The organism is Pseudomonas sp. GW821-FHT02A11, assembly GCF_059421985.1.
The window spans coordinates 51,969-78,868 of the sequence record NZ_JBWKWB010000012.1 but is presented as its reverse complement, the minus strand read 5'-3'; the positions used below and the strand labels follow the sequence as shown (position 1 = coordinate 78,868).

The 26,900-nt window shown below is 60.1% G+C and carries 24 protein-coding genes; 15 read left to right on the top strand and 9 right to left on the bottom strand.

Translation table 11 applies throughout. The features are described 5' to 3' along the window. Positions 1-26: 26 nt before the first annotated feature. Positions 27-953, top strand: a complete 927-nt coding sequence (locus AC07V9_RS17970; RefSeq protein ID WP_495017008.1) for a zinc ABC transporter substrate-binding protein — start codon at positions 27-29, stop codon at positions 951-953. A gap of 192 nt (positions 954-1,145) precedes the next feature. Here the strand turns inward: AC07V9_RS17970 and AC07V9_RS17965 are convergent, their stop codons facing one another. Together AC07V9_RS17965 and AC07V9_RS17960 are read right to left on the bottom strand one after the other, a co-directional pair. Beyond that, a complete protein-coding gene (locus AC07V9_RS17965; RefSeq protein ID WP_495017007.1) occupies positions 1,146-2,096 on the bottom strand; it encodes a homoserine kinase in 951 nt (316 codons plus the stop codon). A 34-nt stretch (positions 2,097-2,130) separates the two neighbouring features. Then, positions 2,131-2,421, bottom strand: coding sequence for a DUF2782 domain-containing protein (locus tag AC07V9_RS17960; protein WP_495017006.1), 291 nt, complete (start codon positions 2,419-2,421; stop codon positions 2,131-2,133). A 74-nt stretch (positions 2,422-2,495) separates the two neighbouring features. On the opposite strand from AC07V9_RS17960, the gene polA reads away from it, so the two are divergent. Further along, positions 2,496-5,261 carry a DNA polymerase I gene (gene polA / locus AC07V9_RS17955; RefSeq protein ID WP_495017005.1) on the top strand — a complete coding sequence of 922 codons (2,766 nt, stop codon included), beginning with the start codon at positions 2,496-2,498 and terminating at the stop codon, positions 5,259-5,261. Positions 5,262-5,586: 325 nt separating this feature from the next. Here the strand turns inward: polA and yihA are convergent, their stop codons facing one another. Then, entirely contained in the window at positions 5,587-6,222 is a 636-nt protein-coding gene (yihA, locus tag AC07V9_RS17950; protein ID WP_495017004.1) for a ribosome biogenesis GTP-binding protein YihA/YsxC, read from the bottom strand. Between the two features lie 212 nt (positions 6,223-6,434). Between yihA and AC07V9_RS17945 the strand changes: the two genes are divergently transcribed. The 7 genes from AC07V9_RS17945 (at position 6,435) to AC07V9_RS17915 (ending at position 14,218) form a co-directional block, all read left to right on the top strand. Next, positions 6,435-7,052 carry a c-type cytochrome gene (locus AC07V9_RS17945; protein ID WP_495017003.1) on the top strand — a complete coding sequence of 206 codons (618 nt, stop codon included), beginning with the start codon at positions 6,435-6,437 and terminating at the stop codon, positions 7,050-7,052. Between the two features lie 201 nt (positions 7,053-7,253). Then, positions 7,254-7,895, top strand: coding sequence for a thiol:disulfide interchange protein DsbA/DsbL (locus AC07V9_RS17940; protein ID WP_495017002.1), 642 nt, complete (start codon positions 7,254-7,256; stop codon positions 7,893-7,895). Positions 7,896-7,902: 7 nt separating this feature from the next. Next, positions 7,903-8,784: an endonuclease/exonuclease/phosphatase family protein gene (locus tag AC07V9_RS17935; protein WP_495017085.1), complete on the top strand. Its 882-nt coding sequence runs from the start codon at positions 7,903-7,905 to the stop codon at positions 8,782-8,784. Beyond that, positions 8,781-10,976: a GGDEF domain-containing protein gene (locus AC07V9_RS17930; RefSeq protein ID WP_495017001.1), complete on the top strand. Its 2,196-nt coding sequence runs from the start codon at positions 8,781-8,783 to the stop codon at positions 10,974-10,976. Before AC07V9_RS17935 ends, AC07V9_RS17930 begins: the two co-directional genes overlap by 4 nt. 248 nt (positions 10,977-11,224) lie before the next feature. Continuing rightward, positions 11,225-11,620, top strand: a complete 396-nt coding sequence (locus AC07V9_RS17925) for a hypothetical protein (RefSeq protein ID WP_495017000.1) — start codon at positions 11,225-11,227, stop codon at positions 11,618-11,620. Between the two features lie 119 nt (positions 11,621-11,739). Further along, entirely contained in the window at positions 11,740-12,516 is a 777-nt protein-coding gene (locus AC07V9_RS17920; RefSeq protein WP_495016999.1) for an N-acetylmuramoyl-L-alanine amidase, read from the top strand. 82 nt (positions 12,517-12,598) lie between these two features. Further along, positions 12,599-14,218, top strand: a complete 1,620-nt coding sequence (locus AC07V9_RS17915; RefSeq protein WP_495016998.1) for an EAL domain-containing protein — start codon at positions 12,599-12,601, stop codon at positions 14,216-14,218. A gap of 51 nt (positions 14,219-14,269) precedes the next feature. Here the strand turns inward: AC07V9_RS17915 and AC07V9_RS17910 are convergent, their stop codons facing one another. Continuing rightward, positions 14,270-16,057, bottom strand: coding sequence for a KinB sensor domain-containing domain (locus AC07V9_RS17910; protein WP_495016997.1), 1,788 nt, complete (start codon positions 16,055-16,057; stop codon positions 14,270-14,272). Between the two features lie 10 nt (positions 16,058-16,067). Next, the gene (gene algB, locus AC07V9_RS17905; RefSeq protein ID WP_495016996.1) at positions 16,068-17,414 is read right to left on the bottom strand and encodes a sigma-54-dependent response regulator transcription factor AlgB; all 1,347 of its coding nucleotides are present in this window, start codon (positions 17,412-17,414) and stop codon (positions 16,068-16,070) included. A gap of 278 nt (positions 17,415-17,692) precedes the next feature. On the opposite strand from algB, the gene AC07V9_RS17900 reads away from it, so the two are divergent. The 6 genes from AC07V9_RS17900 (at position 17,693) to AC07V9_RS17875 (ending at position 23,369) form a co-directional block, all read left to right on the top strand. Next, on the top strand, positions 17,693-18,544 hold the full coding sequence (locus tag AC07V9_RS17900) for a BON domain-containing protein (protein ID WP_495016995.1): 852 nt from the start codon (positions 17,693-17,695) through the stop codon (positions 18,542-18,544). Positions 18,545-18,878: 334 nt separating this feature from the next. After that, positions 18,879-19,163 carry a hypothetical protein gene (locus AC07V9_RS17895; protein WP_495016994.1) on the top strand — a complete coding sequence of 95 codons (285 nt, stop codon included), beginning with the start codon at positions 18,879-18,881 and terminating at the stop codon, positions 19,161-19,163. 86 nt (positions 19,164-19,249) lie between these two features. Then, positions 19,250-19,414, top strand: a complete 165-nt coding sequence (locus AC07V9_RS17890; protein WP_002555679.1) for a DUF1328 domain-containing protein — start codon at positions 19,250-19,252, stop codon at positions 19,412-19,414. Between the two features lie 5 nt (positions 19,415-19,419). Continuing rightward, positions 19,420-19,887 (top strand): inhibitor of vertebrate lysozyme family protein, encoded by a 468-nt coding sequence (locus AC07V9_RS17885; RefSeq protein WP_495016993.1) that lies wholly within the window; start codon positions 19,420-19,422, stop codon positions 19,885-19,887. Between the two features lie 645 nt (positions 19,888-20,532). Next, the gene (gene gltP, locus AC07V9_RS17880) at positions 20,533-21,864 is read left to right on the top strand and encodes a glutamate/aspartate:proton symporter GltP (protein ID WP_495017084.1); all 1,332 of its coding nucleotides are present in this window, start codon (positions 20,533-20,535) and stop codon (positions 21,862-21,864) included. Positions 21,865-22,130: 266 nt separating this feature from the next. Then, on the top strand, positions 22,131-23,369 hold the full coding sequence (locus tag AC07V9_RS17875; RefSeq protein ID WP_495016992.1) for a nucleoside recognition domain-containing protein: 1,239 nt from the start codon (positions 22,131-22,133) through the stop codon (positions 23,367-23,369). Here AC07V9_RS17875 and AC07V9_RS17870 read toward each other — a convergent pair. Genes AC07V9_RS17870 through AC07V9_RS17855 form a run of 4 tightly spaced genes read right to left on the bottom strand, consistent with a single transcriptional unit; the run spans position 23,342 to position 26,899 of the window. Further along, a complete protein-coding gene (locus AC07V9_RS17870; protein ID WP_495016991.1) occupies positions 23,342-23,992 on the bottom strand; it encodes an ABC-type transport auxiliary lipoprotein family protein in 651 nt (216 codons plus the stop codon). The two genes, AC07V9_RS17875 and AC07V9_RS17870, sit on opposite strands and share 28 nt — an antisense overlap. Beyond that, positions 23,989-24,927 (bottom strand): MlaD family protein, encoded by a 939-nt coding sequence (locus AC07V9_RS17865; RefSeq protein WP_495017083.1) that lies wholly within the window; start codon positions 24,925-24,927, stop codon positions 23,989-23,991. Before AC07V9_RS17865 ends, AC07V9_RS17870 begins: the two co-directional genes overlap by 4 nt. Beyond that, positions 24,927-25,733, bottom strand: a complete 807-nt coding sequence (locus tag AC07V9_RS17860; protein WP_495016990.1) for an ABC transporter ATP-binding protein — start codon at positions 25,731-25,733, stop codon at positions 24,927-24,929. The genes AC07V9_RS17865 and AC07V9_RS17860 overlap by 1 nt, the downstream gene beginning before the upstream one ends. Continuing rightward, entirely contained in the window at positions 25,730-26,899 is a 1,170-nt protein-coding gene (locus AC07V9_RS17855) for an ABC transporter permease (protein ID WP_495016989.1), read from the bottom strand. Before AC07V9_RS17855 ends, AC07V9_RS17860 begins: the two co-directional genes overlap by 4 nt. Position 26,900 lies beyond the last annotated feature (1 nt).

Sequence of the window (26,900 nt, the reverse complement as noted above, 5' to 3'; positions counted from 1 at the left end):
CGTTCCTACCCCCATGAGTGGTCATCGTGTCCCGACTTTTTTTACTTTTTGTCGTATTCATCACCGGTTTTTCCACCCTCTCCACCGCCCAGGCCGACGTTCGTGTGCTGACCAGCATCAAGCCGCTGCAACTGATCGCAGCAGCCGTGCAGGACGGTATCGCCGTGCCGGAAGTGCTGCTGCCGCCGGGCGCTTCGCCGCATAACTACGCCCTGCGCCCGTCCGACGTACGGCGCGTGCAGGAGGTCGACCTGCTCTACTGGATCGGCCCGGACATGGAAACCTTTCTGCCACGCGTCCTGACCGGCCGCACCAAAGTCTCCGTGCCGGTTCAGTCATTGCCCGGCATGCACTTGCGCACCTTCACCGCCAGTAGCGAGCACCCTGACGACGACGGCGATGACGACGAACATGACCACGATCACCGCCCCGGCAGCGTCGATGCCCACCTCTGGCTGTCCACCGTCAATGCGCGGGTGATCGCTGCGAAGATGGCGGCTGACCTGAGCCAGGCTGACCCGGCCAACGCCGCTCGCTACGACAGCAACGTCAAAGCCTTCGACGCGCGGATGGACGCGCTGGACGCGAAGATCAAACAGCGCGTGGCGGGCATTGCCGACAAGAAGTATTTCGTCTTCCACGAGGCGTTCGATTACTTCGAAGAGGCCTACGGGCTCAAGCACGCTGGGGTGTTTGCGGTGAGCCACGATGTGCAGCCCGGCGCCCAGCACGTTGCCGCCATGCGCGCGCGATTGGCTGAATACGGCAAGACGTGCGTGTTCAGCGAGCCGCCACTGCGCCCGAAACTGGCCGATACATTGAGCGCCGGGCTGCCGGTGAAGCTGGCGGAGCTGGACGGGCTGGGTGGGTACACGCCTGCGACGGCTCAGGGGTACGAGCAGCTGTTGAGCAAGCTGGCGGATGATCTGGCGGGGTGTTTGGAGAGTTTGTAGCGCCCTGCAGATCGGCTCGCGGGCAAGCGCGCTCCTACAAGTGACGCGTTTTACCTGTGGGAGTGAGCTTGCTTACGAAAAGGTCAATACATTCAAACCAGATGTTGTGTCTGAAATGCGGTCTTTGTGAGTAAGCTCACTCGCTCGGGTGTCCGAGGCCAGCAGTGCCTACCGGGTAGACAACGCGAAGGCTTACAACGCGAACGGCAACGGAATGTGCGTCTCCTGACGCTGTTCCAGGCGTTTGCGGAATTCGGACGGATCGTGGATCAGCACGTCCTGCCCGGCGAAGGTCTCGGCGGCGATCAGGCGCGACAGCCAGAACCGCACGCAGCCCACGCGCAGCATCGTCGACCACAATTCAGCCTCTGCTGCGGTAAACGGTCGCAGCGCGGCATAGGCACCCAGCAGCGCGCGAGCCCGTGGCGCATCGATCTTGCCGTCTTCAAACGAGCACCAGTCATTTACTGCAATTGCCACGTCGTACAGCATCGGCGCCGAGCAGGCGTTGTAAAAGTCGATCACGCCTGTCAGGTGGGTGCCTTCAAACAGCGTGTTGTCGCGGAACAGGTCGGCGTGCACGTTGGCCCGAGGCAGCGCCATGATCTTCGCCTGCTCGCGGGCGATTTCTTCAACCGACGCCTTCAGCAGCGCGCCTTCAGTCTCGTCCAGATGCGAGATGAAATTGCTGCCCTCTTTCAGCATCCAATCCAGGCCCCGATCGGTGCGGCGCTCGATGGTTTTCTCACGTGTCGCCAGGTGCATGTGCGCCAGCAGCTCACCGATCTGCACGCAGTGCTGGGTGTTCGGTTCGGTCGGGTGCTTGCCGGACAGGCGCGGCTGCAGCAGCGCTGGCTTGCCTTTCAGCTCGCGCAGCGCCTGGCCGTCGGTGGTGCGCAGGGCGTAGGGCACCGGCAGGTCGGCGTCGTGCAGGACGTCCAGCAGTTGGATGAAGAACGGCATCTCTTGCACCGGGCCGCGCTCGACCAGCGTCAGCACGAACTCGCCCTGTTCCATGCTGATAAAGAAATTGGTGTTTTCACTTCCGGCTGCGATGCCCTGGAAATCACGCAGTTGGCCGAGCCCGTATGGGGCGAGAAAAGCTTCCAGCTCAGGCCGAGCCAGGGGAGTAAAAACGGACATATGAACACTGCCAGCAAAAAGTGAATGTAAGGCGTTACCAGCTGAATAATACCCATTGGGGGATCAGCATGTCCGGTTGATCTGCGCGAATGAACTGGCCGCTGGTGCCATCAGCACGTACCAGATAGTACGGTTTGCCATATTTGGGCGTGATTTTCACCGCATAAACGAAGCCGTTTGCCTTGTATTCCTGCACGAAGTTGTCGCCATCTTTCTGGATTGTGACGTCTGGCTCGGCCGACGGGGCTTCGTCGTCGGCTGCCACGGCGCTGAGCGGACAGGCCACCAACAGAGCGACCAGTAACAAGCGATTTTGTGTACGCATGATAACCTTGCTCCTTTGTCGTCAACGGTCCTCGCATTCTAGCGCCGACCCCGCCGAAAAGGTTGATCCCTCACATGAGTCAAGCGCCTCTCGTCCTGGTGGACGGTTCCTCATACCTGTATCGCGCCTTCCACGCGCTGCCGCCACTCACCACGTCCAAAGGCCTGCCTACCGGTGCGGTCAAGGGCGTGCTGAACATGCTCAAGAGCCTGCGCAAACAGTACCCGGACAGTCCGTTTGCGGTGGTGTTCGACGCTAAGGGCGGCACATTCCGTGACGAGATGTTCACCGATTACAAAGCCAACCGCCCGAGCATGCCCGACGACATGCGCGTGCAGATCGACTTTCTGCACAACTGCGTCAGAGGTCTGGGCTATCCGCTGCTTTGCGTCGAGGGCGTAGAAGCCGACGACGTCATCGGCACCTTGGCGCGAAGCAGTGCCGCCGCCGACCGCCCGGTGATCATTTCCACTGGCGACAAGGACATGGCTCAGCTGGTCGACGGGCACATTACCTTGGTCAACACCATGACCGGTAGCGTGCTGGATGTGGCTGGCGTCATAGAGAAATTTGGTGTCGGTCCTGAGCACATCATCGATTATCTCGCCCTGATGGGCGATAAAGTCGACAACATCCCAGGCGTTCCCGGCGTAGGTGAAAAAACCGCCACCGGTCTGTTGATCGGCATAGGCGGTGGTATCAAAGAGCTCTACGAAAATCTCGACAAGGTTCCGGCCTTGCCGATTCGCGGTGCGAAATCCCTGCCTGCCAAGCTCGAAGAGCATAAGGACATGGCGTTTCTGTCGTACCAGCTGGCGACCATCAAGATCGATGTGCCGCTGGATATCGAACTCGACGCCCTGCACTGCGGCGAACCGGACCGCGAGGCATTGTTGGCGCTGTACACCGAGCTTGAGTTCAAGAGCTGGATCAACGATCTGCAGCGCGATGCCAAGCAGGAAGGCACCGAGATCGCACCGGTTGAAGAGGTCGCGCCGGTCATCGAGGGCCAGTACGAGCTGATTCTGGAGCAAACCCAGTTCGACGCCTGGCTGAAGAAGCTCGACGCCGCCAAGCTGTTCGCTTTCGTGGTGCAGAGCAACGGCACTGACGCACAGCGCGCGCAGATCGTCGGTTTGTCCTTTGCGATCAAGACCCACGAAGCCTGCTACATCCCGCTGACCCACTCTTATATGGGTGTGCCGCAGCAACTGGACCGCGACGCGGTGCTCAATGCGGTCAAACCGATGCTGGAAGATGCGTCGAAGATCAAGGTCGGCCAACACGCGAAGTTTGCGATCAATCTGCTGGCAAACTGCGCGATAGGCGGCGATCAGGCGCAAGGCATTCATGTGCAAGGCGTGAAGTTCGACACCATGCTCGAATCCTACGTGCTGGATTCAACGGCCACCCGCCACGACCGCGACAGCCTCGTTGCCAAGTACCTGAGTCACACTCCAGTAAATTTCCAGGACATCGCGGGCAAAGGCGCCAAGCAGCTAAGCTTCGATCAGATCGCCGTGGAGCAGGCGGGCACCTACGCTGCTGAGGAAGTCGACCTCACCCTGCGCCTGCACGAAGTGCTACAGGATAAACTGGCCAAGACCCCGAGCTTGGCGCCGGTGCTCAGCGACATTGAAATGCCGCTGATGCCGGTGCTGGCGCGTATCGAACGCCAAGGTGCGCTGGTCGATGCCAAGTTGCTGGGCACTCAAAGCGTCGAGCTGGGCAACAAGATGACCGAGCTTGAGCGCGAGGCGTTTGCCATCGCGGGAGAGGAATTCAACCTCGGCTCGCCCAAGCAGCTGGGTGTGATTCTTTACGAAAAGCTTGGCATGCCGATCATCAGCAAGACCGCCACTGGACAGCCTTCTACCGCGGAAGCGGTGCTGGCAGAGCTGGCCGAGCAGGAGTTTCCGCTGCCCAAGGTACTGATGCAGTATCGCTCGATGAGCAAGCTGAAAAGCACCTACACCGACCGTCTGCCGGAGCAGATCAACCCGCGCACCGGGCGGATTCACACCTCCTATCATCAGGCTGTCGCAGTGACCGGGCGCCTGTCGTCCAGTGATCCGAACCTGCAGAACATTCCGATCCGGACCGCAGAAGGCCGCCGGATTCGTCAGGCGTTCGTCGCGCCGCAAGGCTACAAACTGCTTGCGGCGGACTATTCACAGATCGAACTGCGGATCATGGCTCATCTGGCGAAAGACGAAGGCCTGCTGCACGCCTTCCGCAACGATCTGGACGTACACCGCGCAACGGCGGGCGAGGTGTTCGGTGTTGAGCTGGCGGAGGTGACAAACGACATGCGTCGCAGCGCCAAGGCGATCAACTTCGGTCTGATCTACGGCATGAGCGCATTCGGTCTGGCCAAGCAGATCGGCGTGGATCGCAAGCAATCCCAGGCATACGTGGACCGCTACTTCGCGCGTTATCCCGGCGTGCTCGACTACATGGAGCGCACCCGCACCCAGGCTGCCGAGCAAGGTTTTGTCGAGACTATCTTTGGTCGTCGCCTGTACCTGCCGGACATCAACGCCAAGAACCAGGCCCTGCGCAAAGGCGCCGAGCGCATGGCGATCAACGCGCCGATGCAAGGCACGGCTGCCGACATCATCAAACGAGCCATGGTCGCGGTGAACGGCTGGCTGGAATCTTCAGGGCTGGATGCCCGCGTCATCCTGCAAGTTCACGACGAATTGGTGCTGGAAGTGCGTGAGGATCTGGTCGAGCAGATCAGCCAGGACATTCGCATTCACATGAGCGGCGCGGCTGAGCTGGATGTGCCGCTGCTGGTGGAGGTGGGTGTGGGGAATAACTGGGATGAGGCGCATTAACGAAAATTGCATTCCCCGCTGGTAGGAGCGCGCTTGCCCGCGACGGCGCTGGATCAGCACCTGAGCGGGTGGATGACGCACAGCAATCGCGGGCAAGCGCGCTCCTACAGTATTGTGGATATCCCTCTACCAACATTAAATTTCCGCAGATTTTGAACTTCCGCGGACAAAACCCGGTCAGAGTTTGCGAATGGCTGACGTAGCCATTCATGCTCCTATGTTGTGTTAAGTGTTGGCAGATATCCGGACCCTTCCCTGAAGGTCTGGACTTAGACCCCGAACTTCCCCTCCCCATATGAAGTCCGGGGTTTTTTTTGCCTGCGATTCAGACCGCAGGCGCCTTGTCCTCCAGCTCCATCCAGTCGGCGAGCACGGTGTACGCCTCTTCCAGGCCCAAGCGCTTGGGCGCCGAGAACAGCTGGATGGTCACGGTATCGCCCCAACCCTTGCGGATTTGCGACTGCACTTTGAGCAGCGTGTTCTTGGCCGCGCCAAAAGTCAGTTTGTCGGCCTTGGTCAGCAGAATGTGCATTGGCATGCCGCTGGCGATGGCCCAGTCGAGCATCAGCAGGTCGAAATCCGTCATCGGATGGCGGATGTCCATCATCAGAATCAGACCCTTCAGGCTCTCCCGGCTGCCCAAATAGGCTTCCAGGTGGCGCTGCCAGTGCTGCTTGAGCGGGATCGGCACCTTCGCGTAGCCGTAACCGGGCAAGTCGACCAGGCGGCGATCGTCGTCCAGGCTGAAGAAGTTCAACAGCTGCGTGCGGCCTGGGGTTTTCGAGGTGCGCGCAAGGCTGGCGTGGGTCAGGGTGTTCAGCGCGCTGGATTTGCCAGCGTTGGAGCGCCCGGCGAAGGCCACTTCGAAGCCTTCGTCGTCGGGGCACTGGTCGACTTTGGCGGCGCTGAGCATGAACTTGGCTTGTTGGCACAAACCGAGGATCGGGTTCTTGAGTTGCATGGGATATCCGGTGAGGGCGTTGCGGCAGAGGTGCGGCAACGGGGTGTCTTTTTTCCGTTCGATGGGCGCAAGTATATATTGCCGCAGATTTCGTGTGTGCTTTGTCCCGTTCTCGGGATGAAGTTCGCAGAAGTGGAACTACCATTAGACCTACAACAATACGTACAAAAACGCAGTGCACCTCCCACTTTTTAGCCGTGTTGGATTAGCTGATGAACAAACTACTGGTGAGTCTGCTGTTGATCCTGGGGCTGGTCGGGCCCACGCAAGCTGCCGATGTCGTCGTAGGAGACCCCGCCGCAGGTCAGGCAAAAACGGCCGTCTGTGGGGCCTGTCATGGCCCGGATGGCAACAGCCCGGCTCCCAACTTTCCGAAACTGGCCGGCCAGGGCCAGCGCTATCTGCTCAAGCAGCTGCACGAGATCAAGGACGGCAAGCGCGTTGTCCTGGAGATGACCGGCTTGCTCAATAACCTCAACGAGCAGGATCTGGCCGACATCGCCGCGTACTTCGCCAGCCAGCGAGGCAGCGTCGGTGCTGCCGATGCCAATCTGGTGGCCACAGGTGAGGCATTGTTCCGGGGCGGCAAGCTCGATCAGGGCATGCCCGCCTGTACGGGCTGTCATTCGCCCAACGGCGCCGGCAATGCTTCGGCGGGCTTTCCACACTTGGGCGGACAGCACGCCGACTACGTAAAAAAACAGCTGACCGCCTTCCGCGAAGGTGACCGCACCAACGACGGCGACACCATGGTCATGCGCACGATTGCGTCCAAGTTGAGCAACAAGGACATCGATGCGCTGGCGGCCTACATACAGGGTCTGCATTAAATCGGGATTAACGCGCAGGCCCCGATTTTGACGAATTGACGGCCGGAATTGATTGAATACATTTCTCTCTTCGGCGGGCAAAAAAGGGTAGTAAACGGCTGCCCTTTTTTGCCCTCACAGGCGTTACACTTGCGAACTCGTATCACCTCCCCCGGTCCAACTGCGGCCGTCGAGGTGACTTTTCATGCCCAGGAGTTAAGCATGCGTAATCTGATTCTCAGCGCCGCTCTGGTGTTCACCAGCCTGTTCGGTCTGACCGCCCAGGCTGCAGAGCCGATCGAAGCTGGCAAGCAATATGTCCAGCTGAGCAGCGCCGTTCCTGTTTCCGAGCCAGGCAAGATCGAAGTCGTCGAAATGTTCTGGTACGGCTGCCCTCACTGCTACGCCTTCGAGCCGACCATCAATCCATGGATTGAAAAACTGCCGGCCGATGTTCACTTCGTCCGCATTCCTGCCATGTTCGGCGGCCCTTGGGATGCCCACGGCCAGCTGTTCATTACCCTGGACACCATGGGCGTCGAGAAGAAAGTCCACGCCGCCGTGTTCGATGCCATCCAGAAAGGCGGCAAGCGCCTGACCGACCCGAACGACATGGCCGAGTTCGTCGCCACACAGGGCGTGGACAAGACCAAGTTCCTCGAAACCTTCAACTCGTTCGCTGTGAAGGGCAAGATCGCCCAGTACAAGGAACTGGCCAAGAAGTATGAAATCAGCGGCGTTCCGACCATGATCGTCAACGGCAAATATCGTTTCGACCTCGCCTCTGCCGGTGGTGCGGAGCAGGCACTGGACGTGGCCGATCAGCTGATCGCCAAAGAGCGCGCCTCGGGCGCCGCCAAGTAAGCGCCGCATCATGATGCGCTGGGGTACTGAACGCACCGTTGCCCGGCATACACCCAAGGTCAACGAGCGTCACCTGGAAGAAACCGGATTGCCCGCCGATGGCAGGCTCCGGTTGCTCAGTTTCAACATTCAGGTGGGCATCAGTACCGAGCGCTACCGGCATTATCTGACCCGTGGCTGGCAGCATCTGCTGCCCCACAACGGTCGAGCCGGGAACCTGCAGAAGATCGGTGACCTGTTAAGCGACTACGATCTGGTCGCTTTGCAGGAAGCCGATGGCGGCAGCCTGCGATCGGGCTACGTCAACCAGGTCGAACACCTCGCCCAGCTCGGTTCCTTCCCGTACTGGCATCAACAGCTCAACCGCAACCTCGGACGATTCGCCCAGCACAGCAACGGCGTGCTGAGCCGGTTGCGCCCGTGGGACATCGAAGACCATCCATTGCCCGGGCCTGCGGGTCGCGGAGCCATTCTGGTACGCTTCGGCGAAGGCAAGGACGCACTGATCGTCGTGATCATGCACCTGGCGCTTGGGGCGCGTACGCGAACCCGCCAGCTGGCCTACATTCGCGAGCTGATCGGCGGCTACAAACATCAGGTGTTGATGGGCGACATGAACACCCATGCGGCCGACCTGCTGGAAACCTCTCCCCTGCGTGATCTGGGCCTGCTGGCGCCGCAGATCGAAGCGACCTTCCCCAGCTGGCGCCCTCAGCGCTGCCTGGACCACATTCTCCTGAGTCCGACCCTGACTCTTGAAAAAGTGCAGGTGCTGGCCCATCCCATTTCCGATCATCTGCCGGTTGCGGTGGAGATTCGCTTGCCGGCCTCATTAACCGGGGACTCGCTGCCGATAACAAGCACATCTCCTCTCGGACCTTCGGAATGAGCGACGAAGCCCAACGTTGGAAAGAAAAGTACCTCAAAAGCATCGAGCAACAAGACAAGCTCGAGAAGCGTTGGAATGCCCGCCTGGACTTGCTGCGGCGTGGTCTGGTGCGCAGCAGTCTGGCGGCCGAGGGCGCCGACAAGGCGGTCGACCAGTGCATGAAGGAAATGCGCGAGATCGTGCGCAAGGACGATATGGACGCAGGTCTTGCAGCCTTGATCCCCCGGCTTGAAAAGGCCGTGCTGGATTCCGAGCAGCGCCGCGAGCAGCGGATCGAGCAAATGGGTACAGCCCTGACCTCGCTGGTGACCCAATTGCAAGCGCTGCCACTGCCGCGCGAAGTCGCCAAGCCGCTGAAGCGGTTCGCCAAGAATCTGGAAGATCGCGTCAATCAGGCTCGGGAAATCCCGCTGCTCCTCAGCGAGCTGAGCGGGTTGCAGGGCAAGGCGCTGGCCGAGATCGAGCACCCTGAAGAATCTGCGCGTCCCGGATTTTTGCAACGCCTGTTCGGTGGCCGTGACGGTGCCGAAGAGGCCGATGCACCCTCCACGGCGCACCCCGTACCAGAGGCCCTGGCTCCAACCCGAGCCGCGAGGGCCGAAGATCACGAAGAACATGACGATGAGCCTGACGCTTCGGAGCGCGCGCCTGCCAAAGCCCAGTGGACCAACGAAGCGCCGCCCGCTGCAACCACTGGCGTTGTCGAAAAACCTGCGGAACTGGCTCAAGCGCCTGCCGCTGCGGTGATCGAAACTCCACCATCGGCCGTTGAATCATCCGCCGTTGCCAACATGGCCAACGATAATGCGCCCGTTGCCGGCAGTGAGCCTGCGCCAATCGAAGCGGTGGGGCCAGAGCCTGAACCCGGGCCTCAGCCCGTCGAGACGCCAGCACCCATCGTCATCGCCGAAGTCGACGTCGAATCTGCTGCAAGCAGACCTCAAGACGCGCCGATCAGCGAGGAGCCGGTGGTCGGACAGACAGCGCCACAAACGCCGGCCGAGCCTGCTGAAGGAGCAGCCGAAGACACCCCGGCCAATGACGAAGGCCGCGACGAGCCCCAAGCCCTCCCCGATACAGAAGACGCTGAAGATACCGAATTAGGAGAAGACGGCCCTTATGCCCTGCCTTCTTCTCCTGAGCCGAGCTACAGCTCAGTCGCGGCACACATTGAAGACACCCTCTTGGGTCTGCTCACTGACCTGACCCTGCCTGAGCATCATCGTCCGCAGGCCGAAGCCATGCGTGTTCGGTTGGAGCATGGGCTGAACTGGTATGAGTTGCTGCCGATTCTCGACGATCTTGCTGTCCTGATGCTGGCGATCACCGACAGCGGGCAACATGAATTCGAGCTTTACCTCAAGCAACTGAACGAACGGCTGGAATCCTTTCAGGCCAATCTGCAGTCCGCCAGCGAGGATCACGCCGGTCAGCAGTCCGCTTCGCGAGAGTTGAACGAGCAGTTACGCGAACACGTGGGCGATCTGCAAACCAGCGTGCAGGAAGCCGCGGATCTTGAAGGCCTGAAAAACGTGCTGGAAAGCCGGCTGGAGGGCCTGCTCGGCACCATGGACGACCATCAGAAGCAGCGCGATCAGCGTGAGCACGAGGTCGCGTCGCGCTTGCAGTCGCTGGCCAGTCGCGTCGCGACCATGGAACAGGAGGCTGTGGGCTTCCGCGCGCACCTCGAAGAACAACGGCAAAAAGCCATGATCGACACACTCACCGGCTTGCCTAACCGCGCGGCCTGGAACGAGCGGCTGGATCAGGAAATTGACCAGCTACAAAAAAGCCGCTCCAGCCTGCTGCTTGGCATTCTCGATGTCGACCACTTCAAACGCATCAACGATGGCTATGGCCACCTGGCGGGCGACAAAGTGTTGAAGATCGTCGCCACGCAGATGAAAAAGCGCCTGCGCGCCGCGGATTTCATGGCCCGCTTTGGTGGCGAGGAGTTCGTCGTCCTGCTGCCCCACACGCCGATGGCGGACGGCCTGGCATTGCTGGAGCGCCTGCGTCAGACCGTCGAGGAGTGCCCGTTTCACTTCAAGGGCGAGCGGGTGACCATCACCGTGTCGATGGGCATTACCACTTTCCGACCGGGGGAGCGCAGCGATCTGGTGCTCAAGCGCGCGGACCAGGCGTTGTACCGTGCCAAGGACTTGGGCCGTAACCGAATCGAGCAAGGCTGATGCGTGCGTCGGTTGTACGGTGAGTCTACATACTTACTTAGGTAGGAACTTTCCAAAGAGTTTGTAGCTTCACTCTGGTTATTTAGTTAACGCCATTGCGCTCTTGCTTTGTTGATGCCGTTGCGTTTACCTAAGTTTGTTGGTTTGGTATGTCGCATTCAACGGTATGTCAACAATATTAGTCATGACCACTTAGTTATGCTCGCCGCATGTAGCGAGACCATTTCAAGGAAGAGAGCGCAAACATCATGAATACAATCAGAGCACTATTGCTGGGCGCCTGTGCCGTCACACTGTCCAGTCAGGTTTTGGCAGCGCCAGAGCTCTACACCGCCACGGTTGACCGTGATGGCACGTTGGTTAGTCAGAATGCCAACTGGATTAAAAACATTACGCTTATTAACCAGAAAAACTATTTTGCCACGTACGAAGTTTCTTTCGCTGATGGCAATTTCAAGACAGCTCCCGCATTTTGCTCGGCGTCGTCAATAGATACGAGCGACTTCGATCGCTTGCTTTATGGTCACGTTAAACTGGGCGGAGCGGCAACTGCGCAGAAAGTTAATGTCATTGCACTCATGCCTGGAAAGAGTGGTCCTTCGGGTGACTCTGCTCAGGGCTTTCAGCTGATGTGTATCCGCTGACAAGCACAATGCCCCGTAGCAGTTACGGGGCATTTTCGTGTTTGCGGGTGTGCGGGCGGATTTTTTACGACCGTACATTATTACGTTATGATGCAGATCACTTTCCCTGGCCCGATCCGATGAAACTGTTTGCTGTCCTGATGCTGATGTTCGTGCTGACCGCTTGCTCCAGTGGGCCGAAGTTCGACACCCGCCATCCTTCCGTCAATTTCGACAGCCGCGCGCAGTTTGTGGTGGTGCACTACACCTCTGCTTCACTGGATCGCTCGCTCGCCCTGCTCACCCACGGCGAGGTCAGCGCGCATTATCTGATCGGCGATGGCCCGGGCACCATCTACAAGCTGGTGGATGAAAGCCAGCGCGCCTGGCATGCCGGCGAAAGCGAGTGGGACGGCCGAACCTGGCTGAACTCCAGCAGCATCGGTATCGAGATCGTCAATCCCGGTTACCGCGACACGCCGACGGGTCGTCTCTGGTATCCGTACAGCGAGGCGCAGATTCAATCGCTGATCGTCCTGCTCAAGGACATCGTCAAACGCAACAAGATCGAACCGCGCCATGTGATCGGTCACAGCGATATCGCGCCTTTGCGCAAGCTCGATCCCGGCCCGCTGTTCCCCTGGAAACGTCTCGCCGAGCAAGGCTTGGGCATTTGGCCGGATGAGCAACAGGTCGCGCAGCAACAGACGCAACTGATGGGCGTGGTGCCAAGCGTTACCTGGTTTCAGCAACAGCTGGCGCTGCTGGGGTATCCGACGCCGCAAACCGGTGAGTGGGACATCGCCACCCGTCACGTTCTGGCCGCGTTCCAAATGCACTATCGCCCGCAAAAATTCGACGGCGTGCCTGATCTGCAAAGTGCAGCTATGCTTCAGGTGCTCAACCTCAGGCATTAAATTCCCCGTGGCATCGGTATTCGGCGGGCTATTTGCGCGCTTGTTGCTATACCTCATTGGCATTCATCTGGATATTTGGCCGATGTTCACGGCTTCACCGCAACTGCGTTCAGTCTTTTATCGCCCTTCGCTCCTGGCTTTGCTGGCCGCGTTGCTGAGTGCTGTCGTCCTGTTGGCGGGCAGTTTCGGGCTGGCCATGCATCAGGCACGGCAGGAAGAAAGTGCTCAAATGAATGCCCAGGGCGAGCGGTTTCTTGTGCGTCTGGAGCAGCTGTTCGGCCAGTTGCGCGCAGGGCTCGATCAGCTGGAGGCGCAGCCGCTGCGGGGCTGTAGCCCGGAAATGATCGAACAGTTGCGCCAGGTCAACTCGCGCTACCGCTTCATTTATGAAGTCGCCTATGTCGACGAGACGCAGTTCTGCTCCAGCTGGACCCGCCAGAGCATGATTGGTAAACCGCGACCGCCAGACATTCGCGGGCCGACCTACGATTACTGGCTCAACACCTCGACACAACCCGACGACAACCTGGCCTCGCTGATGCTGGGGCGTGGGGATTTTCGTGTATCCACCTCCCGCGGTCACCTGACCGATGTGGTTGATCTGCCTGCGGGCGGCAGTCTGGTGGTGGTGCTGGATAAAGGCACCAAGGCTGTGCCAGTGCTGGGCCAGGCGCAAACCTGGCCGCCTACGCCGGACTGGACGCCGACCTCAGTGGAAACGCTGATCACAACACAGGACAAGCTGATCTACCGGATGCCGACCCAGAGCCCGGAATACCAACTGGTGCTGATTACCCCTCGTAACGGCTTGCAACAGAAAATAACCGGCGCCTGGTGGCTGCTGGTGCCGACCAGTCTGCTGGTGTCGCTGTGCATCGGCATTCTGGTGCTGCAGCTGGTCCGTCAGCGTCAGTCGCTGGGAGGCGAGCTGCATGGGGCGCTGCGTCGGGGGGAGTTAAAGGTGTTGTATCAGCCCATTTTCGACCTCAACACCCGGCTGTGTGTGGGTGCTGAGGCCTTGGTGCGCTGGCGACGACCCGATGGTACGCTGACCAGCCCCGATCTATTCATTCCGCTGGCGGAAAACACCGGGCAGATTCGGCAGATCACCGACTTCGTGCTGCAGCAGCTGCTTGAGCAGCTGGGCCAGTTGCTGCGCGCCAATCCGCAGCTTTATGTGTCGGTCAATCTGGCGGCTTGCGATGTCATGGCCCCGCGTATCGGTCGGGTCACGGCCAAGCTGCTGGCGCTGCATCGGGTGGCGCCTCGGCAGATTGCGTTTGAGGTCACCGAGCGCGGGTTGGTGGATGTGGTGGTGGCGCGCAATCACCTGCAGGCGCTGCGTGATCGCGGGCATCAGGTGTTGATCGACGATTTCGGTACGGGCTATTGCAGCCTGGCTTATCTGCAGACGCTACCGGTGGACTGCCTGAAGATCGACAAGGCGTTCATCGATGCGCTGGGCCACGACGCGGCCAGCAGCGGGGTGGCGCCGCACATCATTCGCATGGCGCATGCGCTGCAGTTGCGGGTGATCGCCGAGGGCATCGAGTTCGAGTCCCAGGCCCTGCTGCTCAAAAGCGAGGGCGTGGTCTACGGCCAAGGCTGGCTGTTCGCCCGGCCGCTGAGCGCGGCCAAGTTCACCGAGCTGGTCACGGGCGGTCGGCGCAGCTCGCCACGGCGAGCGGATGATGTCGCCTGACTCGTGGGACTTGCCTTGGCTCACTCCCACAGTTTTGACCGCATGCCAGCGCTACAGCGGCAACGCCATATAAAACTGCGTACCCTGCCCCGGCCTTGAATACACGCCCATGCGCCCACCGTGCAGTTGCACGATCTCCTTGCACAGCGCCAACCCCAGCCCGGCGCCGCCCTTCTTGCGCCCGACCTGCACGAACGGCTCAAAAATCCGCGCCTGCTGGCCGTAGGCGATGCCCTCACCGTTGTCTTCGACGCTGATGATCAGTCGCTCGCCATGACGGCGGGCCTGTAGCTGAATGAGCCCGGACTGCGGCGTGTGGCGCAGGGCGTTGTCCAGCAGGTTGTCCAGCACCCGCTCAAGCTGCGCCTTGTCGGCTTGCAGACGCGGCAGCGGTTCCTGTATTTCCAGCTGCACTATCACGTCCTGCTCCTCTGCGGTCGCAGCGAAGCGCTGTCGAGCTTCATTAAGCAGCTCGCCGACGTCGCAGGGCGCCAGGGTGAGTTTTTGCAGGCCATTCTGATAGCGGGAAAAGTTCAGCAGGTCGTTGATCAGTTGCATCAAGCGCTGCATTTCTTCGTTGACGGTCTTGAGCAGGTCGGTCTCGCGGGATTCCGGCGCGAAGTGCACGCGCTCCTGCAACAGGCCGAACGCCATGTGCATGCCCGTGACGGGCGTGCGAAGTTCATGGGAGGCGCGTAACACGAATTCGCTGCGCACTCGCTCGAACGCACGCTGTTCAGTCACATCGTGCAACACCATCACCGCGCCGAGGATGTGGCCCTTGGTGTGGCTGACCGGCGTCAAGCTGTAGGTGAGCAGACGGGTTTCGCCGTCGATCTCGATGGACAGGTCTTCCGGCGCGCGCTCCAGTGTGCCGCCGCGCAGCACCAGATACAGTTGCTCGTCCAGCTCCGGATGTTGCAGCGCTTCGCCCAGGCCTTGACCCAGGCGGCCTTCTTCCCAACCCAGTTGCCGTTGCGCTACCGGGTTCAGATGTTCCAGGCGCCCTTGTCGGTCTATCATCAGCAGGCCGTCGTCGATGCTGTCGAGCACGGCTTGCAGGCGTTGCTGGCCAGCCAGCAGTTCATCGACGTTGGTCACCTGATGTCGGCGCAGGGCTTCGGCCATGATGCCGAAACGACGGGTCAACTGATTCATTTCGGCAGCCGAGGATATCGGCAGGGTCACGTCGAAGTTGCCTTGACCGATATGGTCTGCTGCCTTGGCCAGCGCCTCGATTGGCGCACCAAAGCGGCGGGCAATGCCATGGGCAGTGACGAAACCGATGGCCAGTACGGCCAGCCCCACCAGTCCGAGCAAGCCGGCCACCCACAATGCCCGGTTGCGAGAAGCACTTTCAGCCTGACTGATGTTCTCCAGTGCCTGGCGATGGGCGTCGAGCAGACCGTTGCGCAGAGCGTTGAATGCCACCGTTACAGCCTTGTCGTCGTCCAGCGCATCGGTAGGGTCGCCAGCCTCGGCCAAGGCTTTGAGGAACTGCTCGTAGTCCAGCCGAGCCTGTTCGAAGCCACTTTGCGTGTGGGTCTGCTGATCGTGATCGATGCCCTGATCAAGCAGCTCCTCGAACTGTTCCTGATTGCGCTTCAGGGCCGTCTGGTCGGGTTTGTCCCTGAGCAGCATCACCAATTGATCGCCCAGGTTCTGCCGCAGCTTGAGGCCGATATCCAGGGTGATGAAGTTGTGATGAATCAGGTCCTCCTGGGATCTGGCCATCTGCACGACACTGACCAGCCCCAGAACGAGCCCCAGCAAAGCGACCGTCATCAGCGCCGAAATACTGAGAAACAGCCGCGTTCGCAACTTCATCGTGAACTTCATGGGCGTTCGATCACAAGTTGTACTGCTTGCGTTTGCGGTATAGCGTCGAGGCGTCGATGCCAAGAGTTCGCGCCGCCTGATCAAGGGTGTCGCTGGTGGCCAGTACTGCGCCAATGTGGGCTTTTTCCAACTCGTCCAGGCTTAACGCGGCGCCAACCCGAGGCGCGTTGTTGGTGGGCTGCTCGCCCATGCCCAGATGGCTGACTTCGACCTTTTCCTGCGGGCAGATAATGCTCGCCCGTTCGATCACGTTGCGCAGCTCGCGAATGTTGCCCGGCCAGCGGTAGTTGGTCAGGGCATTGCGGGCCTCGTCGCTGAAACCCCGGGCCGGGCGACCGTATTCCTTGACGAAGCGTGCCAGGAAGCGGTCGGCCAGGGTCAGGATGTCTTCGCCGCGTTCGCGCAGGGGCGGCAGGTGCAGGGTGATGACGTTCAGACGATACAGCAGGTCTTCGCGAAAACGGCCTTCGCGCACCATGTCTTCCAGGTTCAGGTTGGTGGCGGCGAGGATGCGCACATCGGCGCGGCGGGTGACCGGGTCGCCAACGCGTTCATATTCCTTGTCCTGAATGAAGCGCAGCAGCTTTGGCTGCAAAGTCAGTGGGAAATCGCCGATTTCATCAAGGAACAATGTACCGCCGTCCGCCTGATTGACCCGACCCAGCGTGCTTTCGCTGGCGCCAGTGAACGCGCCGCGGCTGTGACCAAACAACTCACTTTCCATCAGCTCGGCCGTCAGCGACGGGCAGTTGATGGTCACGCAGGCCTTCTTCGCGCGCTTGCTCCAGCCGTGAATGGCCCGCGCCAGCTCGCCTTTACCGGTGCCCGACTCGCCCAGTATGAGGATGTTGGCGTCGGTATTGGCCACCTGCCGGGCTGTCTCCAGAATCGCCATCATCGACGGGCTGTGGGAATCCAGGCCGTCCTTGGGTTTGCGCACTTCGCCTTCCAGCGCTTCGAGGCGGGCGGACAGCTGACGCACTTCCAGCTGCTTGGCGGTGGCCAGGCGCAGCTGGTCCGGGCTGCACGGCTTGACCAGATAATCCGCCGCGCCCGCCTGAATGGCGTCCACGGCAGTGTCCACGGCCGAATGCGCGGTGACGATCACCACACGCATCCATGGCGCTTGAATGCGCATCTGCGCCAATACGTCCAGACCGTTGTCTTCTCCAAGACGCAGATCCAGAAAGCACACGTCGAACACTTGACGTTGCAGCAGCGCCTCGGCCTGTGCCGCGCTGTTGGCGGTGGCGACGCTGTAGCCTTCATCTTCCAGGCAATAGCGGAAGGTGCGAAGGATGGCGGATTCATCATCCACTAGCAGAATACGGCCCTGATTCTCAGTGGCTGCTTCCATTTTTCCTACGCTCCTAAATGAATGATCTTGGTTAGTCCCGGAAAAATCGGGCAAGTTGCATGGTTCATTCTGATTGATTCGGCGCATTGCAGGGTAGCTATGTGGCAAAAAAACGGACTTCTCGTTGATCTGTGCCTTTGTGCATCGAAAATCTGTAACCCATGCGGGATCTAAACTGTTTTCTGTTCGGTGCTTTTGTGCGCCCAGGCGAAACAGAACGTCTGGGTAAATGAAAAGTCTCTCCAGTAGTGCCCTTTGTAACTGTCTGGAGATTCCCTATGCCCCCGCTGAAGAACATCGCTCTGGCCATCGCCGCAGGCTTGCTCGCCACGACGCCGCTGACGGTCCAGGCCGCCCAAGGCGATTTGCAAACACAGCTCGCCCAGGCGCGTCAGGAAGGCTCGATCTGGACAGCCTTTGCGCTCAATCGCCATCTGAGCCCGTTCAACATTGGTGTCAAGGTCGAGCAAGGCACCGCGACACTCACCGGCAAGGTGGAGAATCAGGTCGACAAGGACCTCGCCACGCAGATCGCGGGCGACACTCAAGGCATCAATAAGGTCGACAACCAGCTGCAGATCGATCCACAGGTCGCTACAGAACCCGGCACCAAGGCCAACATGGCCCAGCGCTTCGACGATGCGACGCTGGTGGCGACCATCAAATCCAAGCTGCTGTGGAACAGCGTGACGGAGGGGCTGAACATCGAGGTGTCGGCGACTCAAGGGGTGGTGACCTTAAAAGGCCAGGCTAAAGACGCCGACGCTAAACAGCTTGCTGGCAGCCTCGCCAGCAATACTGATGGGGTGACCGAAGTGAACAACCTCATCAGCATCAGCGCCCGTGACACCCAAGCCATCAAAGAGCAGAGCGAAGCCCAGGCCAACAGCGTGCGGGAGGAGTTCAGCGACGCGTGGATCACCAGCAAGGTCAAATCCAGCCTGATCTATAGCCGTACCCTCGATGGACTGAACATCAAGGTAGAAACAAAGAGCGGCGTCGTGAGTTTAGACGGCGTGGTGGCCAATTACGCCGAGAAGGAGCTGGCCGTGGAGATCGCACGCAACATCCGCGGTGTTAAAGGCGTAGACGCCGACACCTTGCGCGTCACGCCCCGTAGCGCGGGGTAAAGGACCACGTAGTGATGAGCGGGAACCAAGTTCTGTGGGAGCGAATTCATTCGCGATCCAGGCGTACATCCGGCGCAAATTCTGTAGATGTACCGACCTCTCGCGAATGAATTCGCTCCCACAGTGGTTATCAGGATGTCGCCCCCCGTCGTGCAATACGCACGACGCCAAATGTTGAATCGTGCAGCTTGCGTGTAAGACGGTTCCCTGACTTCGATATATATGCTTGATTTATAAGGGTTTTATAGATCAAAAAAAGCTGGCACACAGGCTGCAATGTCCCCGGTAACAAAGGTCTTTTCCCAGACCGATAAGATCATCCGGAGCCAGCTGAATGAACACTCAACGCCTCGCCGCCCTGCGCATCTCCCCTCTGCACCTGCAGCAGGGTCTGTTCGCCAGCCTGGCGTTGATGATCACGTTGATCGCCGCTCAGCAATTCGCTCATTGGAACCAGCAACAGGAAGTCACTCAGATTCATCACGCCTACAGCCACAGCGCCCCTTTCGCCAAAGCGACTGCGTTGAAAGCCACAGACGTCGGGATGAATCTGCAATCGGTTGATGACGCGGCGGCTGCCACTGAAGAGACGCCGCGCCAACAGCGTTGGGTTTTCTGACCTTGGGCAGAGACGCAACCTATTCCGAGGGTCATTTTCGACACCTCGCCGTAGTTAGAAATTAAAAATCAGTAAGGAGAATCACCATGTTGAGCTGGGCTATCACATTTCTGATCATCGCCATTGTTGCAGCCGTACTGGGCTTCGGTGGTATCGCAGGCACCGCCACAGGTATCGCCAAGATTCTCTTTGTTGTGTTCCTGGTGATGTTCGTCGTGTCGTTCTTCTTTGGCCGTCGCGGTCGAGGCTGACAAACATGGCGGTAAAGCATCTCCATGCACTGACACTGGCGTTTTTGACAAGCGCCAGTGTCACAGCCATGGCCGCCAATGATGGTCAGGCGCGGGTTAACGAGCTGCTCAGCTCCGACCCTGAATATCGCCAGACCTGGTCAGGCGTGGTGAAGAAAGAGGAACGTTTACCCGATTGGGTCATTAACCTGTCCGGCACGTCCGATCAGATGAATGCGGTGACCGAGGATGGTGACAAATACCTGGTAGGGCCTCTCTGCGAAACCCAGGACACGTGCATCAACAAGCGGCTCATCGTGGCGTTCAGTCTGGACAAGTCTCATGCCTACGCCATGTTGGTTGAAGTGCCCGCAGGTTTGCCTGCGGACAAATCGCCCACTCGACACGCGGACTACCGCTTTCTCGGCAAGCCAGATGAAGGGATGCAAGGTCTCCTGAAAGAGCAACTGAAGAAAGATCCGAACTGGTACTGATTCAAATGAAGGAAGACCGAATTTCATTTGGGTCTTCCCGAAAGCCGCGCAACCCGAGGAGGGTTTGTGCGTGACCAAGGGGCCGGGGCGTTCTGACCAATGGAGTGGTTGCAGCGCACCAGGTGTACAGGGAGTACTCTCACTCGTGGGCCGGGTCAGGAAGCCGCAACGCAAGTCCATCGTCCGACACGCCGCCTGGCTGAATCCGATCATGGGCTTGCGACGCGCAAATTTTTACCGACCGTACATCGCTAAATCCCTCTCTTCAAATGACGTCTCGGTCAGATGTGACCTATTTGTCACTTGCCTCTTCCGATACACCCCATACCCCGCTACAGGCGACGTTTTAGCCACTTTTCAGCATAAAAATGCTCATCGAGAATGCCTCTTTTTGGGGCGGATTTCTGTAAGCCCTTGATTCCTCTCATGCCGATTCGGCATGAGGTAGTCATTTACGGCATTAGACGTTGAAGCCTTCGATGGGAATAGTTGCGCCCTTTTTCCGCCTGCCCAGAGCTTGGACGCTCGTTCGCAGAGACCTTCTGGACAGATCCAAGGGCATCCACGCAATGGCGTCGCTTCACAAGAGCGGCCTCGATGGCGTGGTTGAGAGATGTCCACGCCAACTACAACAAAGGTAATGACATGAAGAAGGCAAAACTGAGCCTGGCCTGGCAGATCCTTATCGGTCTGGTTCTGGGTATCACACTCGGTGCTGTGCTCAACCACTTCAGCGCTGAGAAAGCGTGGTGGATCGGCAACGTCCTGCAACCCGCAGGTGACATCTTCATCCGCCTGATCAAGATGATCGTCATTCCTATCGTGATTTCGTCGCTGGTCGTCGGTATCGCAGGTGTGGGCGACGCGAAGAAGCTTGGCCGCATTGGCCTGAAAACCATCGTCTACTTCGAAATCGTCACCACGATTGCCATTGTCGTCGGCCTGCTGCTGGCCAACGTGTTCCATCCGGGCACCGGTATCGACATGAGCACGCTGGGCACTGTGGACATCTCGCAGTACGAGAAGACCACCGCCGAAGTGCAGCACGATCACGCCTTTATCGCGACGATCCTCAACCTGATCCCGTCGAACATTTTTGCCGCCGTTGCCCGTGGCGACATGCTGCCGATCATCTTTTTCTCGGTGTTTTTCGGGCTGGGCCTGTCGAGCCTGAACGCTGAAGTGCGCGAGCCGCTGGTGAAGGTGTTCCAGGGTGTGTCGGAGACCATGTTCAAGGTCACTCACATGATCATGAACTACGCGCCGATCGGTGTTTTCGCCCTGATCGCTGTGACCGTCGCCAACTTCGGCTTCGCCTCGCTGCTGCCGCTGGCCAAGCTGGTGATCCTGGTTTACGTCGCCATCGCCTTCTTTGCCTTTGTGGTGCTGGGCCTGATCGCACGTCTGTTCGGCTTCTCGGTGCTCAAGCTGATGCGCATCTTCAAGGATGAGCTGGTGCTGGCCTACTCCACCGCCAGCTCCGAGACCGTGCTGCCGCGCGTGATCGAGAAGATGGAAGCCTACGGCGCGCCGAAAGCGATCAGCAGCTTCGTGGTACCGACCGGTTACTCGTTCAACCTCGACGGCTCGACGCTGTATCAGAGCATTGCCGCGCTGTTCATCGCGCAGTTGTACGGCATCGACCTGTCGATCGGTACGCAGATCATGCTGGTGCTGACCCTGATGGTCACCTCCAAAGGCATTGCTGGCGTGCCGGGCGTGTCGTTCGTGGTGCTGCTGGCAACCTTGGGCAGCGTCGGTATTCCGCTGGAAGGCCTGGCGTTCATTGCCGGTGTCGACCGCATCATGGACATGGCGCGTACCGCGCTGAACGTGATCGGCAACGCCTTGGCCGTGCTGGTCATCGCGCGTTGGGAGGGCATGTACGACGACGCCAAGGGCGAGCGCTACTGGAACTCCCTGCCGCATCTGCGCAGCAAGGCGTCGATGCCAGCGGGTCAGTCGGCGCTTGATTGATTGCTGCCACGCGTAAACACAAACCCCGGCCTTGGCTGGGGTTTGTTGTTTTTGGATATGGATTTGCACGGCAACAGAGACTGACGCTGACTTTGTAGGAGCCAACTGGAGGTTACGACCGTGGCGAAAGCGGTTTGTCTGACACACCGCCTTCGCTGCCGTCGTAACCTCCGACGTCTCCTACAGGGTCCAGTGCAAATCTATAGAGGGTTTGTTGTTTGCGCCCCCGCCGCTATCATCCCCGCATCTTGTGAGGGGGTTTACTGATGCTTAACGGCCTGTGGCTTGGTTTTTTTGTGGTCGCGGCGATTTCCGCGTTGGCGCAATGGCTGGTCGGCGGCAACGCCGGCATCTTTGCCGCCATGGTGGAAAGCATCTTTGCGATGGCCAAGCTGTCGGTGGAGGTGATGGTCCTCCTGTTCGGCACCCTGACCCTGTGGCTGGGCTTTCTCAACATCGCCGAAAAGGCCGGCATCGTCGACTGGCTCGGCAAAGTCCTCGCGCCGCTGTTTCATCGCCTGATGCCTGAAGTCCCACGCGGCCACCCGGCGCTGGGCCTGATCACCCTCAACTTCGCCGCCAACGCGTTGGGTCTGGACAATGCCGCCACGCCCATCGGCCTCAAAGCCATGCGCTCGCTACAGGAGCTCAACCCCAGCCAGACCGTCGCCAGCAACGCGCAGATCCTCTTTCTGGTGCTCAACGCCTCCTCCCTGACCCTGCTGCCAGTGACCATCTTCATGTACCGCGCTCAACAAGGCGCTGTCGACCCGACCATGGTCTTCCTGCCGATCCTGTTGGCCACCAGCGCTTCGACCCTCGTCGGCCTGCTCTCGGTGGCATTCATGCAGCGGCTGCGCTTGTGGGACCCCGTGGTGCTGGCGTATCTGCTGCCAGGCGCACTGCTGCTGGGCGGCTTCATGGCGATCCTCGCCGGTTTGTCGGCCACGGCGTTGTCGAGCCTGTCGTCGATTCTGGGCAACGTCACGCTGTTCGGCATCATCATGGTGTTTTTGGTGGTGGGGGCGCTGCGTAAGGTCAAGGTGTATGAAACCTTCGTCGAGGGCGCCAAAGAAGGCTTCGACGTGGCGAAAAACCTGCTGCCGTATCTGGTGGCGATGCTCTGTGCGGTGGGCGTGCTGCGTGCGTCGGGGGCGCTGGACCTGATTCTGGAAGGCATCCGCCACGCCATTCAGTGGATGGGCATGGACACCCGCTTTGTCGATGCGCTGCCTACTGCACTGGTCAAACCTTTCTCAGGCAGCGCCGCGCGGGCGATGTTGATCGAGACCATGAAGACCCAGGGCGTCGACAGCTTCCCTGCGCTGGTGGCCGCGACCATTCAGGGCAGCACCGAAACCACTTTCTACGTGTTGGCCGTGTATTTCGGCGCCGTGGGCATTCAGCGCGCCCGTCACGCCGTGGGCTGCGCGTTGTTGGCGGAGCTGTCCGGCGTGATCGCAGCCATTCTGGTTTGCTACTGGTTCTTCGGCTCGGCGGCATAACGCTTCTGGCCCTGCTCCACCGTCCACTGCAGCACTTGGGCGCTCAGCGTATCGCTGGCCTGCCCGAAGCCTGCCACCACCGCTGAGACCTGCTTGTCGGCCACTGGCTGATGCACTTCGAAGCGGCGGCTGGCGACGATGCGCTGATCGTTGTCGGCCAGCCGCGCATCCAGACGAATCACCACTTCAATCGCGGCCCCGCGGTATTCGCTCTGGAACGCCTGCAACTCCCCGCCCAGCTCGAAATCCGCCTGCAGGTTGCTGTCGTCGGTGCTGATCGACTGCACGCGGCCATCGCGATAGAACGCGTCGGTCAGGCGGTTGCGCAAGAGCACCGGCGCGGGGTCGGTCCAGCGCGCTCCTTTATAGCTGCTGATCACGTCGCCCTGAGGGATCACCGCAATGCGCGGGCTGTCGAGGGTTTCGCTGGATTTGGGGCGCGCCAGACGCAACGACCACGGCACCGGAGTCGCGGGCTTGCTGCTGCTCGCGGCAGTCGGCAAGCGATAGACGTCAGACGGCTCCTGCTTGGGCAGGATCGAACAAGCGGTCATCGACAGCGCCGTGGACAGCAACGCACTTGCCAGCAGCAGACGGCTGAATGAACGACTGGCAAGCCTCATGGCTCGAACTCCTTGTTCTTGTCGCTACCGAGCAGGTAGCCGCTGGGGTTGGCATTGAGGCTGCGCGAGATGGTCTTGAGCGAAGCCAGGGTTTCACGCAATTCGCGAATCGCCGGGCCCAACTCGCCGAGGCCCTGCAGGCCGCCGTCAACCGAATGCTTGTTGGCTTTGATCAGCTGATTGATCGTATCGGTGCTCTGCTGCAGTGACACCATGGCCGCTTGGCCAGTGGCGATCGCCTGCTTGCCGTCGACCGTGAACAGCACGTTGGCATTGCGCATCGCAGTGGTGGTCTGGTCCAGCGTGGTGCCGGCCTGCTTGCTCAGGGCCAACAGTTGCTTGAGGGTCTGGCGGATGTCGTCGCGCTGATCGGCGATCACTGCCGTGGTCTGCTCCAGGTGCTCCATGGTGCTGCTCAGCGCCTGCACATTCTTGGACGACAGCAGTTCGTTGGCGTTGTGCAGCAGCGTGTTGATGCCAGTCAGCAGGTCGTTGCTGTCGTTGAGCAGGCGCGAAATCGGCGAGGGCGAGGCGATGATTTCCGGCAGTCGGCCGTCCTCGCCCTTGAGCGCCTCGCTTTGCGGCGTGCCCCCGCTGAGCTGAATGATCGAGGTACCGGTGATTCCGGCCAGCGCCAGCTTGGCAAAGGTGTCGCGCTTGATCGGGGTTTCGCCGGCGACACGAATCTGCGCCAGTACGCGGCGTGGGTCCTGGGGATCAAGGCGCAGGTTGACCACATCGCCGACCTTGATGCCGTTGTACTGCACGGGGCTGCCGCGGGACAGGCCGGTCACGGCCTCGTTGAACACTACCTGGTAATCCTTGAATGCGGTGTCGACGCTGGACTTGGCCAGCCACAGGCCGAAAAGCAGCGCGGCGGCGACCACGATCACTGTGAACAGGCCGATCAAGACGTGATGGGCGCGGGTTTCCATCATGAGACCTCGTGTGGGTGGATGGCCGCAGCATAGGCCGAGCGGCCGCGCGGGCCATGAAAGTATTCGTGAATCCAGTCGTCCTTGTAAGCCGACACCTTGTCGATGCTATCGGCCACCAGGACGCGTTTGTGCGCCAGCACAGCGACCCGGTCGGTGATGGTGTACAGCGTGTCCAGGTCGTGGGTGACCATGAACACACTCAGGCCCAGTGCATCGCGCAGGGTCAGGATCAATTGGTCGAAGGCGCCTGCGCCAATCGGGTCGAGGCCTGCTGTCGGCTCGTCGAGAAACAGAATGTCCGGGTCCAGGGCCAAGGCCCGGGCCAGCGCAGCGCGCTTGATCATCCCGCCAGAAAGCGAAGCGGGGTATTTGTGCGCTGCCGACAGTGGCAGGCCGGACAGCGCCATCTTGATTCCCGCCAGGTGCTCGGCCTCTTCGCGGCTCAAGCCAGCATGCTCGATCAGCGGCAGAGCGACGTTCTCGGTGATGGTCAGCGACGAGAACAGCGCGCCTTTCTGAAACAGCACGCCGAAACGTCGCTCAACCTGGGAGCGTTCTTTGTCGGGCAGATTCAGCAAATCCTGACCCAGCACCCGGACGTTGCCTTCAGCGGGTCGCTGCAAGCCGACGATACTGCGCAGCAGCACCGATTTGCCGCTGCCCGAGCCGCCGACCACGGCGAGGATTTCCCCGCGATACAAATCCAGATCGAGGTTTTCGTGTACCACCTGCGGGCCGAATCGATTGCACAGGCCACGCACCTGAATGACCGCCTCGCAGGGTTGAACGCAACGTCGTGTCACCAGCCCATCTCCATGAAGAACATCGCGGCCAGTGCATCCAGCACGATGACCACGAAAATCGACTGCACCACCGCCGACGTCGTGTGGGCACCCACCGACTCGGCGCTGCCCTCGACCTTGAAGCCCTCCAGGCAGCCGATCGCGGCGATGAAAAACGCGAAGATCGGCGCTTTGACGATCCCCACCAGAAAATGCTGGACGCCGATGTCGGCCTGCATCCGGGACAGAAACATCGCAGGCGAAATATCCAGCGACAGCGCGCAGACCACCCCGCCGCCGACAATGCCGCAGATCATCGCCAGAAACGTCAGTATTGGCAGTGAGATCAGCAGCGCCAGCACGCGAGGCAAGACCAACATCTCTGTAGGACTGAGCCCCAATGTGCGCAGGGCGTCGAGTTCTTCGTTGGCTTTCATCGAGCCGATCTGCGCGGTGAAGGCGCTCGCCGTACGGCCAGCGAGCAGAATCGCAGTCAGCAGCACGGCGAATTCACGCAGGAACGAGAAGCCAATCAGGTCGACCGTGAAGATCGTCGCGCCAAAAGCCTTGAGCACCGTGGCACCGAGAAACGCCACCACCGCGCCGACCATGAACGTCAGCAGGGCGACGATGGGCGCGGCGTCCAGACCGATCTGTTCGATGTGGGCGATGATCGAGGTGCTGCGCCAGCGTTTGGGGCGCAACATCGTGGTGACGAAGCTTTGCAGGATCAGGCCAATGAAGCCCAGCAGTTGCAGCGTGTCGTTCCAGATCACCTCCACGGCTGAGCCGATCCGCGCCAGCAGCTGCGTGCCGACAGGGACTTCCGGGTCCTTCTCCGGCTGGCAGTAGTCGCTCAGCGCACTCTGAATGGTCTGCATCAATGCGCGGCTGGACTCAGGCAGATTGGGCGCTTGAACCGCCAGCAAGCGCAGACGTTGTGTGCCGAGCAACTCCACCAGCAACGACGCCCCGGCGGTGTCCAGCTCACCCAGCTCGCTCATGTCCACGTGTGTGGCAGGGCTGAAACCTGCGCTCAAGGTGTCGGTCTGGCGCTTGAGGTCGTGGTAGTGGGCGAGCGTCCAGTCCCCGGCGATCCACATCTGCGTGGGATCGGTCGAGGTGTCCAGTCTGACACTGCCGCACGCCTTTGGCGCGCGGTTGGCGAGGGTGATCGATGGGGTCATT